This window comes from Streptomyces sp. SAT1 (genome assembly GCF_001654495.1).
Taxonomy (GTDB): Bacteria; Actinomycetota; Actinomycetes; order Streptomycetales; family Streptomycetaceae; genus Streptomyces; species Streptomyces andamanensis.
On the sequence record NZ_CP015849.1, the window covers coordinates 4,639,562 to 4,654,608 of the forward strand.

17 protein-coding genes are annotated in these 15,047 nt (G+C 72.1%); 14 read left to right on the forward strand and 3 right to left on the reverse strand.

What is annotated here, in order from left to right; all coding sequences use genetic code 11:
* Positions 1 to 3 precede the first annotated feature (3 nt).
* The 5 genes from A8713_RS20130 (at position 4) to A8713_RS20150 (ending at position 3,098) form a co-directional block, all read left to right on the forward strand.
* Complete coding sequence (locus A8713_RS20130) at positions 4 to 858, forward strand: response regulator transcription factor (protein WP_237305425.1); 855 nt, start codon at positions 4 to 6, stop codon at positions 856 to 858.
* Between the two features lie 127 nt (positions 859 to 985).
* Positions 986 to 1,219, forward strand: coding sequence for a hypothetical protein (locus A8713_RS20135; protein ID WP_064534968.1), 234 nt, complete (start codon positions 986 to 988; stop codon positions 1,217 to 1,219).
* Positions 1,216 to 1,836, forward strand: coding sequence for a pilus assembly protein TadG-related protein (locus tag A8713_RS20140; RefSeq protein ID WP_064534969.1), 621 nt, complete (start codon positions 1,216 to 1,218; stop codon positions 1,834 to 1,836). Before A8713_RS20135 ends, A8713_RS20140 begins: the two co-directional genes overlap by 4 nt.
* Positions 1,837 to 1,852: 16 nt before the next feature.
* A complete protein-coding gene (locus tag A8713_RS20145) occupies positions 1,853 to 2,434 on the forward strand; it encodes a hypothetical protein (protein ID WP_064534970.1) in 582 nt (193 codons plus the stop codon).
* A gap of 10 nt (positions 2,435 to 2,444) precedes the next feature.
* Positions 2,445 to 3,098 (forward strand): OmpA family protein, encoded by a 654-nt coding sequence (locus A8713_RS20150; protein WP_064534971.1) that lies wholly within the window; start codon positions 2,445 to 2,447, stop codon positions 3,096 to 3,098.
* Between the two features lie 96 nt (positions 3,099 to 3,194).
* Here the strand turns inward: A8713_RS20150 and A8713_RS20155 are convergent, their stop codons facing one another.
* The gene (locus A8713_RS20155; RefSeq protein WP_064534972.1) at positions 3,195 to 3,596 is read right to left on the reverse strand and encodes a DUF192 domain-containing protein; all 402 of its coding nucleotides are present in this window, start codon (positions 3,594 to 3,596) and stop codon (positions 3,195 to 3,197) included.
* A 149-nt stretch (positions 3,597 to 3,745) separates the two neighbouring features.
* Here A8713_RS20155 and A8713_RS20160 point away from each other — a divergent pair, with 149 nt between their 5' ends.
* From A8713_RS20160 to A8713_RS20195, 8 genes are all read left to right on the forward strand, one after another.
* Positions 3,746 to 4,489 carry a prepilin peptidase gene (locus A8713_RS20160; protein ID WP_064534973.1) on the forward strand — a complete coding sequence of 248 codons (744 nt, stop codon included), beginning with the start codon at positions 3,746 to 3,748 and terminating at the stop codon, positions 4,487 to 4,489.
* Between the two features lie 59 nt (positions 4,490 to 4,548).
* Positions 4,549 to 5,427, forward strand: a complete 879-nt coding sequence (locus A8713_RS20165; RefSeq protein ID WP_064534974.1) for an LLM class flavin-dependent oxidoreductase — start codon at positions 4,549 to 4,551, stop codon at positions 5,425 to 5,427.
* A gap of 116 nt (positions 5,428 to 5,543) precedes the next feature.
* On the forward strand, positions 5,544 to 6,365 hold the full coding sequence (locus tag A8713_RS20170) for a methyltransferase domain-containing protein (protein ID WP_064534975.1): 822 nt from the start codon (positions 5,544 to 5,546) through the stop codon (positions 6,363 to 6,365).
* Between the two features lie 796 nt (positions 6,366 to 7,161).
* On the forward strand, positions 7,162 to 7,935 hold the full coding sequence (locus tag A8713_RS20175) for an isoprenyl transferase (protein ID WP_018565154.1): 774 nt from the start codon (positions 7,162 to 7,164) through the stop codon (positions 7,933 to 7,935).
* A 337-nt stretch (positions 7,936 to 8,272) separates the two neighbouring features.
* Positions 8,273 to 9,598 (forward strand): PhoH family protein, encoded by a 1,326-nt coding sequence (locus A8713_RS20180; RefSeq protein WP_064534976.1) that lies wholly within the window; start codon positions 8,273 to 8,275, stop codon positions 9,596 to 9,598.
* Between the two features lie 431 nt (positions 9,599 to 10,029).
* Positions 10,030 to 10,722 carry a transglycosylase SLT domain-containing protein gene (locus tag A8713_RS20185; RefSeq protein ID WP_064534977.1) on the forward strand — a complete coding sequence of 231 codons (693 nt, stop codon included), beginning with the start codon at positions 10,030 to 10,032 and terminating at the stop codon, positions 10,720 to 10,722.
* 126 nt (positions 10,723 to 10,848) lie between these two features.
* Positions 10,849 to 12,279, forward strand: a complete 1,431-nt coding sequence (locus A8713_RS20190; protein WP_064534978.1) for an AI-2E family transporter — start codon at positions 10,849 to 10,851, stop codon at positions 12,277 to 12,279.
* Positions 12,280 to 12,505: 226 nt separating this feature from the next.
* Positions 12,506 to 12,787: a hypothetical protein gene (locus tag A8713_RS20195; protein WP_064534979.1), complete on the forward strand. Its 282-nt coding sequence runs from the start codon at positions 12,506 to 12,508 to the stop codon at positions 12,785 to 12,787.
* A gap of 73 nt (positions 12,788 to 12,860) precedes the next feature.
* Here A8713_RS20195 and A8713_RS20200 read toward each other — a convergent pair whose 3' ends face one another.
* Together A8713_RS20200 and A8713_RS20205 are read right to left on the reverse strand one after the other, a co-directional pair.
* Positions 12,861 to 13,394, reverse strand: a complete 534-nt coding sequence (locus tag A8713_RS20200) for an alkyl hydroperoxide reductase (protein WP_064534980.1) — start codon at positions 13,392 to 13,394, stop codon at positions 12,861 to 12,863.
* 3 nt (positions 13,395 to 13,397) lie between these two features.
* Entirely contained in the window at positions 13,398 to 13,952 is a 555-nt protein-coding gene (locus tag A8713_RS20205) for a peroxiredoxin (protein ID WP_064534981.1), read from the reverse strand.
* A gap of 133 nt (positions 13,953 to 14,085) precedes the next feature.
* Between A8713_RS20205 and A8713_RS20210 the strand changes: the two genes are divergently transcribed.
* Positions 14,086 to 15,045, forward strand: a complete 960-nt coding sequence (locus A8713_RS20210; protein WP_064534982.1) for a LysR substrate-binding domain-containing protein — start codon at positions 14,086 to 14,088, stop codon at positions 15,043 to 15,045.
* Positions 15,046 to 15,047 lie beyond the last annotated feature (2 nt).

Genomic DNA, 15,047 nt, shown 5'->3' on the forward strand with positions numbered 1-15,047 from the left:
CCGATGCCGCCCGCGACGCCGTCCCCGCCCCCCGCCCCGCCGCCGTCCCAGGAACCTGGACCGGGCCGCCGCCGGCCCCTGACGGTCGTGGTCGCGGACGACAACCCGGTGGTCCGCGCCGGGCTGACGGCGCTGCTCAGCGGGCGCGAGGACATCACGGTGGTGGCCCAGGCCGCGGACGGCCGCGAGGCGTGGGAGGCCACCTGCCTGCACCGGCCGGACGTGGTCCTGCTCGATGTCCGGATGCCCGGGGTGGACGGCATCTCCGCCCTGCCGTACCTCGTACCGGTCGCCCCGGTCCTGATGCTCACCTACAGCCGTGAGCCGGAGGTCGTCCAGGAGGCCCTGCGCCGGGGCGCGGGCGGCTATCTGGTCCACGGCGAGTTCACCGCCGACCAACTGGTCGACGCCGTACGGGACATCACACGCGGACGTGCCCACCTCACCGCCACGGCGGCGGGAGCCCTGCTGGGCCGGCTGCGGCAGCTCCCCGCACCGGCGGCGGGTTCCCTGCCGGAGAGCCTCGGAGATGCGAATGCACACGAGTCGATGACCTCAACTCCCGTTCCTCCCAATATTTCTGTCGAATCACTTTCGCAGATGCAACCGACTGTGAGACAGTCGTCCCCGGTCGACAGGGCGAGGTTCCGACTCAGCGCGAGGGAGGCGGAGATCATGGACCTCATCGCATCCGGCATGACGAACCAGCAGATCGCCACCGCCTGCTTCATCAGCGAGAAGACCGTCAAGAACCACATCAACCGGATCTTCGCCAAGCTGCACAGCACCAGCCGCGCCGAGGCCGCCGCCAAGTGGCTCGGCACGGCCCCGGACTCCCCGTCGCAGGGACGGGGGTGACCCGGGATGCCGACGCCCCGGATCTGGGCCCGGAATTGGGCCCACGGGCCCTCGGAACGGTCCTTCGCCCCGCCCTACCCTTCCCCTGCCGCGACCGGCACCGAGCCCGAACCCGGAGGGGATCACCATGAGCAACCTGATGCTGAAGACCGCGGTTGCGGCCAAGGTCCGCGTACAGGGCTGGAAGAACACCACCGCGGCGGCGATGCGCCGGCGCACCGGCGACCGGGGGCAGACGGCGGTGGAGTATCTGGGCATCCTCGCCGTCGTGGTGGCGATCGTGCTCGTCATCAACGGCACGAGCATCGGGCAGACGATCCTCAACAAGATCACAGGGCTGATCGGCAAGGTCGGCAATTGACACACCGCCGCCGGTACGGCGACGCGGGACAGGCCTTCCCCATCTACATCACGGTGGTGGCGGGCCTGCTCTTCCTCGCGTTGGTGTACTTCGCGGTCGGCCAGGCGACGGTGAACCGCAGCGGCGCCCAGACGGCGGCGGACGCCGCTGCGCTCGCGGCGGCCCAGGACACCAGGGACCAACTCGCGGGTGAATGGGTGGCGGCGGTCCTCGACCCGAACGAGTGGCAGGACATCCTCACCGGTCACGGCAGGGAGGTCCGCTCCTCGTGCTGGCGGGCCGCCGAACTCGCCGCTCAGAACGACGCGCATCTCTTGGACGGTGCCTGTCGGCAGCGTCTCCTGGGCTACACAGTCAGGGTCGAGACCAACAATCCCATGGGAGAGTCCGTCGTCCCCCTGACGAGTACCAAGCACTCCAAAGCGTCCGCCACGGCCGTGATCGAGCCGCGCTGCGACATCGGTCCACCGGCAGCGGATGCCGGGTCCGATCCGTTGCCGGTGCTCACGTGCCACGGCAAGCAGTGGGACCTGGACCCGAAGAACCCCGCGGACCTCCCCGAGCCCCAGGATCTCTTCGACGTCCACCTGGCCGACCGACCTGCGAACGACGAGTGAAGAAGGAAGCAGAGCGATGAGCATTCGGTTCACTGCGAGGACCCGCAGGGGTCTGCTCGCGTTGACCATGGCGGCCGGGCTGGCCGTCGGTGCGGTCGGCTGCGGCGGTGGCGGCGAGGACAAGCACCCGGAACCCAAGTCCGCGGTGTCCAAGGACAGCGGGGGGTCAGTTCCGAGTGCTCAGCAGGGTCAGTCGCAGGCGCCCCTGGCGGAACTGCGGGGGCCGGACGGGCTCCTCTTCCAGGCCACTTCGGCGCAGCGCGACGCGGGCGGATTCGTCACCGTCAACGGCGTCCTGAAGAACGACGGCGCGAAGTCGGCCGTCATCCCCTCACAGATGAGCGGCGACGAGACCGAGATCATCAAGCACGGCCAGTCGCTCGGCGGAGCCACGCTCGTGGACTCCAGCGGGAAGAAGCGCTACTACGTGCTCCGGGACACGGACGGGCGGCCGCTGACGACGGTGGGCCTGACGACGATCGAGTCGGGGCAGACACTCCCCGTCTTCATGCAGTTCCCCGCCCCCCCGACCACCACCACCGACGTCACCCTCCAACTCCCCACCTTCTCCAGCGGCACCATCAAGATCTCCGGGTGAGGCGGCCACCATGACCCACACCCCCACCCGCACCCCGCCCCGCCGCGGCCCCCTCGTCCTCACCGCCGCGGCCGCCCTCCTGCTCACCGCGCAGCTCTACGGCGCGGCGGCGGTCCGTGCGGACGGTACGGACCCGAGCGTCCCGCCGGGCACCGAGGCGTCCGCGTCGCCGCCCGTCCGGGTCGACCCGAACGACCCGGACCTCAAGCTCCCGGAGGGCGCCACCCTCGCCGCGCCCAAGGTGCTGGACATCAAGTCGGTGGTCGAGGACCAGGGCGGTGAGGAGCGCCGCGAGGACACCAACACCGACGTGACGTTCGCGCTCCAGGCGGAGGTGCTGTTCGCCAAGGACAGCGCGAAACTGAGCGACCAGGCCCGCTCCCGTATCGACGCCATCGCGCAGGAGATCAAGAGGCAGCACGCCCCCCAGGTCCGTGTCTTCGGCTTCACCGACAACCTCGGCACCCACGAACACGGCGTCGTCCTGTCCAAACAGCGCGCCAACGCCGTCCAGGACGTCCTCTCCCAGGAGCTGAACGACCCGAACGTCACCTTCGACGTACGCGGCTACGCGGAGGACTACCCCATCGCGGACAACTCCACGGAGGACGGCCGCAAGAAGAACCGCCGGGTGGAGGTCACCTTCCCCCGCACCCAGAGCTGACGGACCCCGCCCGTGCCGACACCCCTGCACCCGCCCGTACGCCCGCCCGTACGCCCGCCCCTACGCCCGCCCGTACGCCCGCCCCTACGCCCCTCCTTACACCCGCACCTCCACCCGGACCCCCGCCCGCAGCCCCCACCCCGCCATCGCCCCCGCCGCCGCCTCCAGGACGTGCCGGGAGCGGAGGCGGGGCAGGCCCAGGCGGCCCGGACGCATCGTGACGACGGCGAGGACGCGCAGCCGGCGGTCGAGGTAGGCGACGTCGATCGGGACGCGCATGCCGAAGGTGTGGACGCTGCCCGCGGGCGAGAGCAGCAGCGCACCGTCCACCCGGTCCCGGCCGAGCAGCCCCTTCGTCCGGGCGCGGTAGGACGTGGCCAGCTCAAGGGGCACCACGACCCCGTCCACGACCTCGCCCGCCTTGCCCACCTCGCCCACCTTGTTCACGTCCCCGTGCACCAGCAGGCTGCCCCGCCCGTCCCGCCATCGCGCCCCCATGCCGCCGGCCGCCTCCTCCCCGCCGCTGCGCCGCGTACGTTCCCCACCGACCGTAGCCGCACGGCGAACAGGCCCGCCAGACTCACCAGACCCGTCCTGGGCACCCGCCGCCCGAGCCCCGACGGCCCCGCCCCGCTCAGGGTCCCCGCGTGCGCGTACTCCTGATCGTCGTCGCCGTCCTGTGGGGCGCGGGTGCCGGGCTGCTGGTGCCCCGCGCCGCGCACCGGCTGTCGGTGGAGGCCGGTGCGCCGTGGCGGGCGGAGTGTCCCGGCGGGCATCCGTTCGGCGGGGCGCTGGGCGGCTGGGTGGGGCGGGCGCGCTGCGCCGCCGCCACCGGGCCCTGCGGGGGGTACGGGCCGAGCACCCCGGCCGTCGCGACCGTCACCGCGCTCGTCTGCGCCGCGCTCGCCGCTGCCACCGGGCCCCGCCCGGAGGCGGGGGTCTGGCTGCTGGCCGCGCCGGTCGGCGTCCTGCTCGCGCTCGTCGACCACGGGGTGCGGCGGCTCCCGGACGTCCTCACCCTGCCGCTCGCCGCCGGAAGCGCGGTGCTGCTGGGCCTGGCCGCGCTGCTGCCCGCCGCCGCCGGATCCTGGCCGGGCGCCCTGCTGGGCGCGCTCGCCCTGGGCGCCGCCTACTTCGTCCTCTTCCTCGTCAACCCCTCCGGAATGGGCTTCGGCGACGTCAAACTGGCGCTGTCGCTGGGGGCGTCGCTCGGCTGGTACGGCTGGCCGGTGCTGATCACGGGCGGCTTCGCCGGGCTGTTCTACGGCGCCGTGTACGGTCTCGGCCTCGTGCTGCTGCGCCGGGCCGGGCGCGGGGCGACGATGCCGCTGGGTCCGTTCATGCTCGCCGGGGCGTGCACAGGCATCCTCCTGGGAGCCGCCGCGGCCTGACGGGAACACATCGCGCCGCGGACGGCATGAGTGGCGAAGTCCCTGGGGAGGAAGCCCGCATGACCGTTCTCGGCGCTGTCTTCCGTCCCCAACTTCCCCCCGAGCGACTGCGGTCGATGGCCCGTCTCGCCGACGACGCGGGTATCGAGGAGCTGTGGCTGTGGGAGGACTGCTTCCTGGAGGGCGGCATCTCCACGGCCGCCGCCGCGCTCGCCTGGACCGAGCGGGTCCGGGTCGGCGTCGGCCTGCTCCCCGTGCCGCTGCGCAATGTGGCCGTGGCCGCGATGGAGGCGGCCACGCTGCACCGGCTCTTCCCGGGCCGCGCGCTCATCGGGGTGGGGCACGGCGTGCAGGACTGGATGGAGCAGGCCGGGGCGCGGGCCGAGTCCCCGATGACCCTGCTGCGGGAGTACGTGGACGCGCTGCGCGGCCTGCTGGGCGGCGAGCGGCTCACCACACAGGGCCGGTACGTCCGGCTGACCGACGTGGCCCTGGACTGGCCCCCGCCGCCGGGCAGCGAGGTCCCGGTCCTCGCCGGTGCCACCGGGCCGCGCACGCTGCGGCTGTCCGGCGAGGTCGCCGACGGCACGATCCTCACCGTCGCCACCTCACCGGAGGGCGTCCGCCGGGCCCGCCGGCTCATCGACGAGGGGCGCGAGGCGGCGGGCCGCACCGGGCCGCACCGCGTCGTCGTCAACCTCCTCACCACCACCGGCCCGGACGCCCTGCGCCGCCTGCGCACCGAACTGGCCAACGAAGGCGTGGACACCGTGCCCGACCTGGGGGTGGCCGGTGACGCGCAGGCCGTGGCGAAGGCCGTCCGCGCCCTCGCCGACGCCGGTGCGGACACGGTGGTCCTCCAGCCCACGGCCGACGAACCGGACCCCGAGGGCTTCCTCCGCTTCACCGCCGAACAGGTGCGCCCGCTGGTGCCCTGACCGCCGCCGCGCCGGTCCGCGACGACCGACCGCCGCCCCCCGCCCCCCGCCCCCCCGCCCCCCGCTCCCCGTAAACCGGTCGGCGAACCGCGCCCCCTGCTGAGAAGATCGCGGCCATGGCACCAGACCGCGACCACCGCCACCCGAACCCCCTTCCGCGCACCCGCCCCCGCTCGTTCGAGGACCTCGTGGCCGAAGGTGCCGCCGTCCCCACCGAGGGGTGGGACTTCTCGTGGTTCGCGGGGCGGGCCACCGAGGAGCGGCCCTCCTGGGGGTACGCCGTGTCGCTGGCGGACCGGCTGGCCGGCGCGGACGCGGTGCTCGACGTGCAGACCGGGGGCGGAGAGGTGTTCGACTTCGCGCTCGGGCGGGCCGCGCGGGTCCCGGCGCTGCTCGCGGCCACCGAGGGCTGGCCGCCGAACGTGGCGAAGGCCACCGCGCTGCTGCGTCCGCGCGGCGCCGTGGTGGTCGCCGCCGGCGAGGCCGCGCCGCTGCCGTTCGCCGAGGGCGCCTTCGACCTGGTGGCGAGCAGGCACCCGGTCCGCCCGCACTGGGCGGAGATCGTCCGCGTACTGCGCCCCGGGGGCACGTACTTCGCCCAGCACGTGGGACCGGCCAGCGTCTTCGAACTCGTCGAGTGGTTCCTGGGGCCGCAGCCCGAGGCGACCCGCACCGCCCGGGACCCCGGCCGGGAGCGCGTGGAGGCGGAGGCGGCCGGACTCGACGTGGTCGCGCTGCGGGCCGAGCGGCTGCGCATGGAGTTCCACGACATCGCGGCCGTCGTCCACTTCCTGCGCAAGGTGGTCTGGATGGTCCCCGGCTTCACGGTCGAGGCGTACGAGGACCGGCTGCGCGAGCTGCACGGGCGGATCGCGGCGGACGGCCCGTTCGTGGCGTACAGCGCGCGCCACCTTTTCGAGGCGCGCAAGCCGGTCTGACCGGGTCCGGAGCCGTTCCCACCGGTCACAGTTTCCACATCGTTATCGTCTGTCCCTCCCGTCACTGCTCCGTCTGGCGTAAGTTCAGACCAACGAAATTCGCGTGAGCAAAGCTGCGCGAGGGGCATCGCGCAGTGGAGGGGGCTGCGCGGCGCCGTGCCCCCTGATGGCGGCGGCCGTGTCCGGTCCGGCCGGCCCGGGGTGAGGCACCCCGGGCGTCAAGCGGGTGTGAACGCCCGGGTCGCCCGTGCGGGGTAAGCAAGGACAACTCGCCGCGCTGACCTCAGATGGCGCAAACCCTTCGGTTTCTGGCTCATTCGGTCGCTTTTGCCTGTGATGTCGCTGTGAACCGGCCATGATCCGGTAAGGAATGGCAGATTCCATCGCTGCCGAAACGTCGTCGGGCGAATCCGGAGAGTAGTTGTGGCGCGCTGATGCACGCAGCATCACTTACGAAGGGTTATGGTGGAAACCCCCCCCTCGGGCCGGTCCGTCTCCCCCCCACGGACCGGCCCGTTTTATGTCCGGGGCCCTGCCGCCTCCCCGCCCGGGGAGCGCCGTCCCCCGGTCAGCGATCCGTCGTCGGACCCGCCGTCGGACCCGCCGTCCCGCTGTCCAGAACCCGGCCCCGCGGCCGCCGGGCATCCGGGGGCGGCGGGCGGCCCGTTGGGGGACCCTGGGGGTGGCCGGGGGTAGGCTTCGCCCCCGGGGACCGCCATACGGACGAGGCCGCCGCACGGACAGGGAACACCCCCGGCCGCGCCTGTCCGATCCATACGGAGGGGCTGACGAACACGTGAACCTGCGCGACAAGCTGCGCAGCCTGCTGGTCAGGCTGTACGCGCGCCGGGTGGAAGGCCACCTGGACCACGCTCAGGTGCCCAAGCACATCGGCGTCATCATGGACGGCAACCGACGCTGGGCCAAGGCCGCGGGTTCCACCACCGTCCACGGACACCGGGCGGGTGCCGAGAAGATCGAGGAGTTCCTCGGCTGGTGCACCGAGACGGACGTCGAGGTCGTCACCCTCTGGCTGCTGTCGACGGACAACTTCGACCGCCCCCAGGAGGAGCTGGTCCCGCTCCTCGGCATCATCGAGGGCGTCGTGCGCGCCCTGGCCGCCGACGGCCGCTGGCGCGTGCACCACGTCGGCACCATGGACCTGCTCCCGTCCGGCATGCAGGCCGTGCTCAAGGAGGCCGAGGAGGCCACCGCCGACGTCGAGGGCATAGTGGTCAACGTGGCCATCGGCTACGGCGGCCGGCAGGAGATCGCCGACGCCGTGCGCTCCATGCTCTGCGAGGCCCACGACCGGGGCACCTCCCTGGAGGACCTCGCCGAGGCCGTCGACGTCGAGATGATCGGCCGGCACCTCTACACCCGGGCCCAGCCCGACCCCGACCTCGTCATCCGCACCAGCGGCGAGCAGCGGCTGTCCGGATTCATGCTCTGGCAGACCGCGCACTCGGAGTACTACTTCTGCGAGGTCTTCTGGCCGGCCTTCCGCAAGGTCGACTTCCTGCGCGCGCTGCGCGACTACGCGGCCCGCCACCGCCGCTACGGGGGCTGACGCGACACGCCGCTCCCGAGGCCGCGTACCCGTTTTCACGAGGAGTTCATCCGTGCGCCGTCCCGTGCTCCTGCATGGCGGTGCATGTTCGAGGGCATAAGCCAGACAGGTCGACACCCGAACCACGGGTGTCGGATCTCAGCGGGCGGCTCGGGGCCGTCCGCCCGGGAGGCCCCTTGCACCAGCCCGACCGTGCGGTCACAGCGCGGACGAAGACGTGGCGGGCCGGTCACCGGCCCGCGCATCGCGGCCGGCGTCCGGCCCCGATGCCCCCGCTCTCCCGGCCCGGCATCCACCTCGTCGCTCCCCGACCTCATCCGAGGGGGTACGTCCTTCCGTGGTGACCAGCACAAAGCGCCACAAGCCAGACCGGCGCACCTACGTCCTCGACACCAGCGTCCTGCTGGCGGACCCGAACGCCCTGACCCGCTTCGACGAGCACGAGGTCGTGCTCCCCATCGTCGTGGTCACGGAACTGGAGGCCAAGCGGCACCATCCCGAACTCGGCTATTTCGCCCGGCAGGCGCTGCGCCTGCTGGACGACTACCGGGTCCGGCACGGTCGCCTCGACGCCCCCATCCCGATCGGGGACCTCGGCGGCACGATCCGGGTCGAGCTGAACCACTCGGACCCCAGCGTGCTGCCCACCGGCTACCGCCTGGGGGACAACGACTCCCGCATCCTCGCGGTCGCCCGCAACCTCCAGGCCGAGGGGTACGACGTCACCGTCGTCTCGAAGGACCTGCCGCTGCGGATCAAGGCGTCCTCGGTGGGGCTGCTCGCCGAGGAGTACCGGGCGGAACTCGCCATCACGGACGCCTCCGGCTGGACCGGGATGTCCGAACTCACGCTCCCCGCCGAGCAGGTGGACGCCCTCTTCGAGGAGGGCCGCGTCCATGTCCCCGAGGCCGCCGCGCTGCCCGTGCACACCGGGCTGACGATCCATTCGGAGCGCGGCAAGGCCCTCGGGCGGGTCACCCCCGACGGCGACGTCCGGCTGGTGCGCGGGGACCGCGAGGTCTTCGGCATCAAGGGCCGCAGTGCCGAGCAGCGGATCGCGCTCGATCTGCTGCTCGACCCGGACATCGGGATCGTGTCGATGGGCGGCCGGGCCGGCACCGGCAAGTCGGCGCTCGCCCTGTGCGCCGGTCTGGAGGCGGTGCTGGAGCGCCGTCAGCACCAGAAGGTGATGGTCTTCCGCCCGCTGTACGCGGTCGGCGGGCAGGAGCTGGGCTATCTGCCCGGCACCGAGGCGGAGAAGATGAGCCCGTGGGCGCAGGCCGTCTTCGACACGCTGTCGGCGGTCACCTCGCGCGAGGTCATCGAGGAGGTCACCGCGCGCGGCATGCTGGAGGTGCTGCCGCTCACCCACATCCGCGGCCGGTCCCTGCACGACGCGTTCGTCATCGTGGACGAGGCGCAGTCCCTGGAGCGCAACGTCCTGCTGACGGTGCTGTCCCGGATCGGCGCGGACTCCCGGGTGGTGCTCACCCATGACGTGGCGCAGCGGGACAACCTGCGGGTCGGCCGCTACGACGGAGTCGTCGCCGTGGTGGAGAAACTGAAGGGGCATCCGCTCTTCGCGCATGTCACCCTGACCCGTTCCGAGCGGTCGCAGATCGCGGCCCTGGTGACCGAGATGCTGGAGGACGGGCACATCTGACCCCGCTTCGCACCCCTGTCCTGTTACGGGGGGCTTGTACGGGAGTCGGCGCCGTCCGGCAAAGGCCGAGAGCCTAGCCGGGCGGCGCTGCCGTGCGTGGGTCATTCCCGAAATCCCGTGGGCCGAACGGGGTGTGAGCTTTCCCACGCAACGCAGAATTGCCTCGCGGCGTCGGGTTGCGGCAGAGTCTCCTTCCTGTCAGGCCCCCGCATACGACACAGCTGTGCCCCCAGCGGCACCGCGCCCCCTGAGCACCACCGTCAACTCCATAACGTCGTCGTATGCCGCCCGAAGCAGCACGCGGCGCTTCCCGTAGGGGGAGTTGCGCACCGGGCCCGTGCCTCCGTGACCCCGCAGTTGGGAGGCCAGTGCCAGGGGCACGATCGCGTCCGCCAGGGTCACCGAGGCGGGCGATGCTGGAAGGAAACCGTGTGAGCCGGATCTCGGTCCGGGGATTCGCAGTGGCCTCCGCCACCGCGGTCACCGCTGTCGGAAGCGTCGTCGGTGTTGCCTCGGGCAGCACCGCCCAGAACAACGACGTCGAGGCGACGGCAGCCGACGCCACACTCCTCGCGGACATCCCGGTGGGCCAGCAGGCCCCCGTGCAGACCGCGTCCCTGACGCAGCAGGCGGACGTCCAGGCCATCGCCGCGGACGCCGACGCCAAGAAGGACGCCGAGGAGGCGGCCCGCAAGGCAGCCGCCGAGACCGCGATCGCCAAGAAGAAGGACGCCGAGAAGGCGGCCCAGGAGGCCAAGGAGCGGGAGGAGCGCGAGAAGGCGACCACCCGCAGCACCCGGGACGCCTCCGACTTCCCCGCCCAGGGCTCCTACACCGTGGCCCAGGTGCAGGCGATCGCCCGGCAGATCGTGCCGAGCGGCCAGTTCCAGTGCTTCAGCAACATCGTGGACCACGAGTCCACCTGGAACTACCGGGCGGTCAATCCCTCCTCGGGCGCGTACGGCCTCGTCCAGGCGCTGCCCGCGGGCAAGATGGCCTCCGCGGGCGCCGACTGGCAGACCAACCCGGCCACTCAGATCAAGTGGGGCCTCAACTACATGAACGTCCGCTACGGCAGCCCGTGCGGTGCCTGGTCGTACTGGATGGCGAACCACAGCTACTGAGCTGCCCGTCGAGCTCAACCTGGCGCAGCCCCTCCCCGTCCTAGGGGGAGGGGCTTTTGCCATGTAGCGTCTGTCGCAACGACTCCAGGGGGCGTGGTGGTCAGAGACGGGGGAAGAGGACGGATCATGTCGCGAGTTCCACAATGGCTCGGCCGGCTCGGCGCCGGACTGACCGAGATGGGTGAGCGGTTGGACGAGCGGCGGGCCGAGGTGGAGCAGGAACACACCGGGCCCGGTCCCGAGCGCCCCGCCGAACCGGTACCGGCCGCCGAACCCGAACACGTGACGGTCGTCCCGGTCCGCCCCGACCCCGCTCAGGCCGTGCCCTGGGGCGTGCGGGTGGCCGCCGAGGCCGGCTGGCGCGTCCTCGTCCTCGCCGGCACCGTCTGGGTGCTGATGAAGGTGATCAGCGCCGTCCAGCTCGTGGTGCTGGCCTTCGTCGCCGCGCTGCTGATCACGGCGCTGCTCCAGCCCACCGTGGCCCGGCTGCGCCGCTACGGGCTGCCGCGCGGACCGGCCACCGCGCTCACCGCGATCCTCGGCTTCGTCATCATGGGCCTGATCGGCTGGTTCGTGACCTGGCAGGTCATGGAGAACATCGACAACCTCTCCAACCAGATCCAGGCCGGCATCGACGATCTGCGCAAGTGGCTGCTGAACAGCCCCTTCCACGTCACCGACAAGCAGATCAACCAGATCGCCAAGAGCCTGAGGGACGCCATCGGCGCCAACACCGACCAGATAACGTCGGCCGGACTTGAGGGCGTCACGGTCATCGTGGAGGCCCTGACCGGGATCCTGCTGACCATGTTCTCGACGCTGTTCCTGCTCTACGACGGACGGCGCATCTGGGAGTGGACGCTGAAGCTGGTGCCGGCGGCGGCCCGTCCGGGCGTGGCCGGGGCCGGTCCGCGCGCCTGGCGCACGCTGACGGCGTATGTGCGCGGCACGGTGATCGTGGCCATGATCGACGCGATCTTCATCGGGCTCGGGATCTACTTCCTGAACGTGCCGATGGCGGTGCCGCTGGCCGTGTTCATCTTCCTGTTCGCCTTCATCCCGCTGGTCGGCGCGGTGGTGTCCGGTGCGCTCGCGGTGGTGGTCGCGCTGGTCACCCAGGGGGTGTTCACCGCGGTGATGACGCTCGTCGTCGTGCTCGCCGTGCAGCAGATCGAGGGACACATCCTCCAGCCGTTCATCCTGGGCCGCGCGGTGCGGGTGCATCCGCTGGCCGTGGTGCTCTCCGTCGCGGCGGGCGGTCTGGTCGCCGGGATCGGCGGCGCGGTGGTGGCCGTGCCGCTGGTGGCGGTGACCAACACGGTGGTCGGCTATCTGCGCCAGTACGCCCGGAAGGCGGCGCTGCGGCAGACGCAGCAGCGGCCGACGGGCGCGCCGGCCGCGACCGCCGTAGTCGGCGCACCGGCGGCCCTTCCCGTCACGGCGGCCCCGGCGGAGCCGTCCGCACCGGCCGTGCCGCCCGGGGTCACCCCGCCCTCCACGGGCACTCTGCCGGACGGCCCGGCGCAGACCCCGCCGCCCGCCATCGAGGAGACGTAGCGCACGGCGGGGGGGGCGTCGGCGTGCGCGCCGGCGGGCCCCGGGTGACGATGGCTCCGGTGCGGCCCCGCCGCGGACGGCGGACACCACGGACGCAGCCGTACGACCCGAGGCCGCGCGGCCCGCGTCCCTACGGCTGTCGCGACCGTACGGTCCGGGGCCGGACGCGCCGGAGCGCGCGCCCCGCGCGGCCGGAGGGCAGGAACCGACAGGAGGGCAGGGCCCCATGACCGAGGCGCATGTCGGCCACACCCATCTCTTCCCCGGCGCCCGGGTGCGCGTCGACGGCCTCACCGCACCGCGGCCCTGCGGACTGCGGCTGCGCTTCGCCGACGGGGAGGAGACGGCGGCCGAGGTACTGGTCTCCGAGGCGGGCGAGGCGGCCCTCGCCGTCGAGGCGTACACCACCCGCGCGGGCACCCGGCTGCCCGCCCGCACCTGGACGGTCCGGGAACACGGCGCCGACGACGGCGGTCTGACCCTGCGCCTGGGACCGCCGCTCCCGTAGCGCCGGCCGCCCGCCGCACGGCGAAGGGCCCCACCCGCACGGCGGATGGGGCCCTTCGGACGTATGCGCGACCTCACTCGGAAAGGACGGCCTCCGCCTCCAGCGTCACACCGACGGCCTGCACGACCGAGGCGATCTTGAAGGCTTCCTGGACGACCTCACGGTCGACGCCCGCCTTGCGCAGCACCTGCTCGTGCGAGTCCAGGCACATGCCGCAGCCGTTGATCGCCGAGACGGCGAAGGACCACAGCTCGAAGTCGGTCTTGTCGACACCGGGGTTGCCGATGACGTTCATCCGCAGCCCGGCGCGCAGGGTGCCGTACTCGTGGTCCGACAGCAGGTGCCGGGTGCGGTAGAAGACGTTGTTCATCGCCATGATCGCGGCGGCGGACTTGGCCGCCGTGTACGCCTCCGGCGTGAGGTTGGCCTTCGCCTCCGGCTCCAGCTCGCGCAGCACGATCGGCGAACGCGAGGCGATGGCCGTGGCCAGCACCGTGCCCCACAGCTGCTGCGCGGGCAGGTCGCTGTTGCCGATGACCGAGCCGAGGTTGAGCTTCAGGTCCTTGGCGTAGTCCGGGACCGCGGCCTTCAGGGAGTCGAGGGACATGCCTCACTCACCAGCCAGCAGCGCGACCGGGTCGAGGGTCTCGTCGCCCTTGCTCCAGTTGCACGGGCACAGCTCGTCCGTCTGGAGCGCGTCCAGGACCCGCAGGACCTCCTTGGGGTTACGGCCGACCGAGCCCGCCGTCACCATGGAGAACTGGATCTCGTTGTTCTGGTCCACGACGAAGACCGCGCGCTTGGCGAAGCCGTCCTCGTCCTCGATGCCCAGCTCGCGCATCAGCTCGTGCTTGGAGTCGGCCATCATCGGGAAGGGCAGGTCGCGCAGGTCGTCGTGGTCCTTGCGCCAGGCGTGGTGGACGAACTCCGAGTCACCGGAGAAGCCGAGGATCTGGGCGTCGCGGTCGGCGAACTCGTCGTTCAGCTTGCCGAAGGCGGCGATCTCGGTCGGGCACACGAAGGTGAAGTCCTTGGGCCAGGCGAAGATCACCTTCCACTTGCCCTCGTAGGTCTTGTGGTCGATCTTCTCGAACTCGGCGCCCTTCTCCAGCGAGACGCAGGCGGTCAGTTCGAACTCGGGGAACTTGTCACCGACAGTGAGCACACGCTCTCCTTGCAGCGAAGAAACACGGGTATTGCTCGTGTTTCCCATGGGTTGGACCTTGATGATGTTGGCACAGACTCGATTGATTACGGAAATAGCTACACTCGGTCGTGTTGATCGGAGGTAGTTATCAGTGACTGTCGGTAATGCCGCACGGCGCAGGCCCCTGCCCAGCCTCTCCCAGCTCCGCGCCTTCGCGGCCGTCGCCGAGCATCTGCACTTCCGGGACGCCGCCGCCGCGATCGGCATGAGCCAGCCGGCGCTCTCCGGTGCCGTCTCCGCCCTGGAGGAGACCCTCGGCGTCACGCTGGTGGAGCGTACGACCCGGAAGGTGCTGCTCTCGCCCGCCGGTGAACGCCTCGCCGTGCGGGCCAAGGCGGTCCTGGACGAGGTCGGCGCGCTGATCGAGGACGCCGAGGCGGTCCGGGCGCCCTTCACCGGCGTCCTGCGGCTCGGCGTCATCCCCACCGTCGCGCCCTATCTGCTGCCCACGGTCCTGCGCCTGGTCCACGACCGCTATCCCGACCTCGACCTCCAGGTCCACGAGGAGCAGACCGCGAGCCTGCTGGACGGGCTGTCCGGCGGACGCCTCGACCTGCTGCTGCTCGCCGTGCCGCTCGGCGTTCCCGGCGTCACCGAACTCCCGCTGTTCGACGAGGACTTCGTGCTGGTCACCCCGCTCGACCACCGGCTCGGCGGCCGCGAGGGCATACCCCGCGAGTCCCTCAGGGAACTGAACCTGCTGCTCCTGGACGAGGGCCACTGCCTGCGCGACCAGGCGCTGGACATCTGCCGCGAGGCCGGGCGCGAGGACGCCCCGGTGACCACCACCGCCGCCGGTCTGTCCACCCTGGTCCAGCTCGTCGCCGGGGGCCTGGGCTGCACCCTGCTGCCGCGCACCGCGCTCAAGGTGGAGATCTCCCGCAGCAACCAGCTCCTCACCGGCTACTTCGCCGATCCCGCCCCGGCCCGCCGGATCGCCCTGGCCATGCGCACCGGCGCCGCCCGCGCCGCCGAGTACACCCAGCTCGCCACCGCCCTGCGCACCGACCTGCGCGCCCTGCCGGTCCGGGTCCTGGACACCGGGGCCTGACC

Coding starts and splice junctions, on each gene's coding strand:
- A8713_RS20130 (WP_237305425.1), top strand. CDS start 4: ATGCCGCCCGCGACGCCGTCCCCGCCCCCCGCCCCGCCGCCGTCCCAG.
- A8713_RS20135 (WP_064534968.1), top strand. CDS start 986: ATGAGCAACCTGATGCTGAAGACCGCGGTTGCGGCCAAGGTCCGCGTA.
- A8713_RS20145 (WP_064534970.1), top strand. CDS start 1,853: ATGAGCATTCGGTTCACTGCGAGGACCCGCAGGGGTCTGCTCGCGTTG.
- A8713_RS20150 (WP_064534971.1), top strand. CDS start 2,445: ATGACCCACACCCCCACCCGCACCCCGCCCCGCCGCGGCCCCCTCGTC.
- A8713_RS20155 (WP_064534972.1), bottom strand. CDS start 3,596: ATGGGGGCGCGATGGCGGGACGGGCGGGGCAGCCTGCTGGTGCACGGG.
- A8713_RS20165 (WP_064534974.1), top strand. CDS start 4,549: ATGACCGTTCTCGGCGCTGTCTTCCGTCCCCAACTTCCCCCCGAGCGA.
- A8713_RS20170 (WP_064534975.1), top strand. CDS start 5,544: ATGGCACCAGACCGCGACCACCGCCACCCGAACCCCCTTCCGCGCACC.
- A8713_RS20190 (WP_064534978.1), top strand. CDS start 10,849: ATGTCGCGAGTTCCACAATGGCTCGGCCGGCTCGGCGCCGGACTGACC.
- A8713_RS20195 (WP_064534979.1), top strand. CDS start 12,506: ATGACCGAGGCGCATGTCGGCCACACCCATCTCTTCCCCGGCGCCCGG.
- A8713_RS20200 (WP_064534980.1), bottom strand. CDS start 13,394: ATGTCCCTCGACTCCCTGAAGGCCGCGGTCCCGGACTACGCCAAGGAC.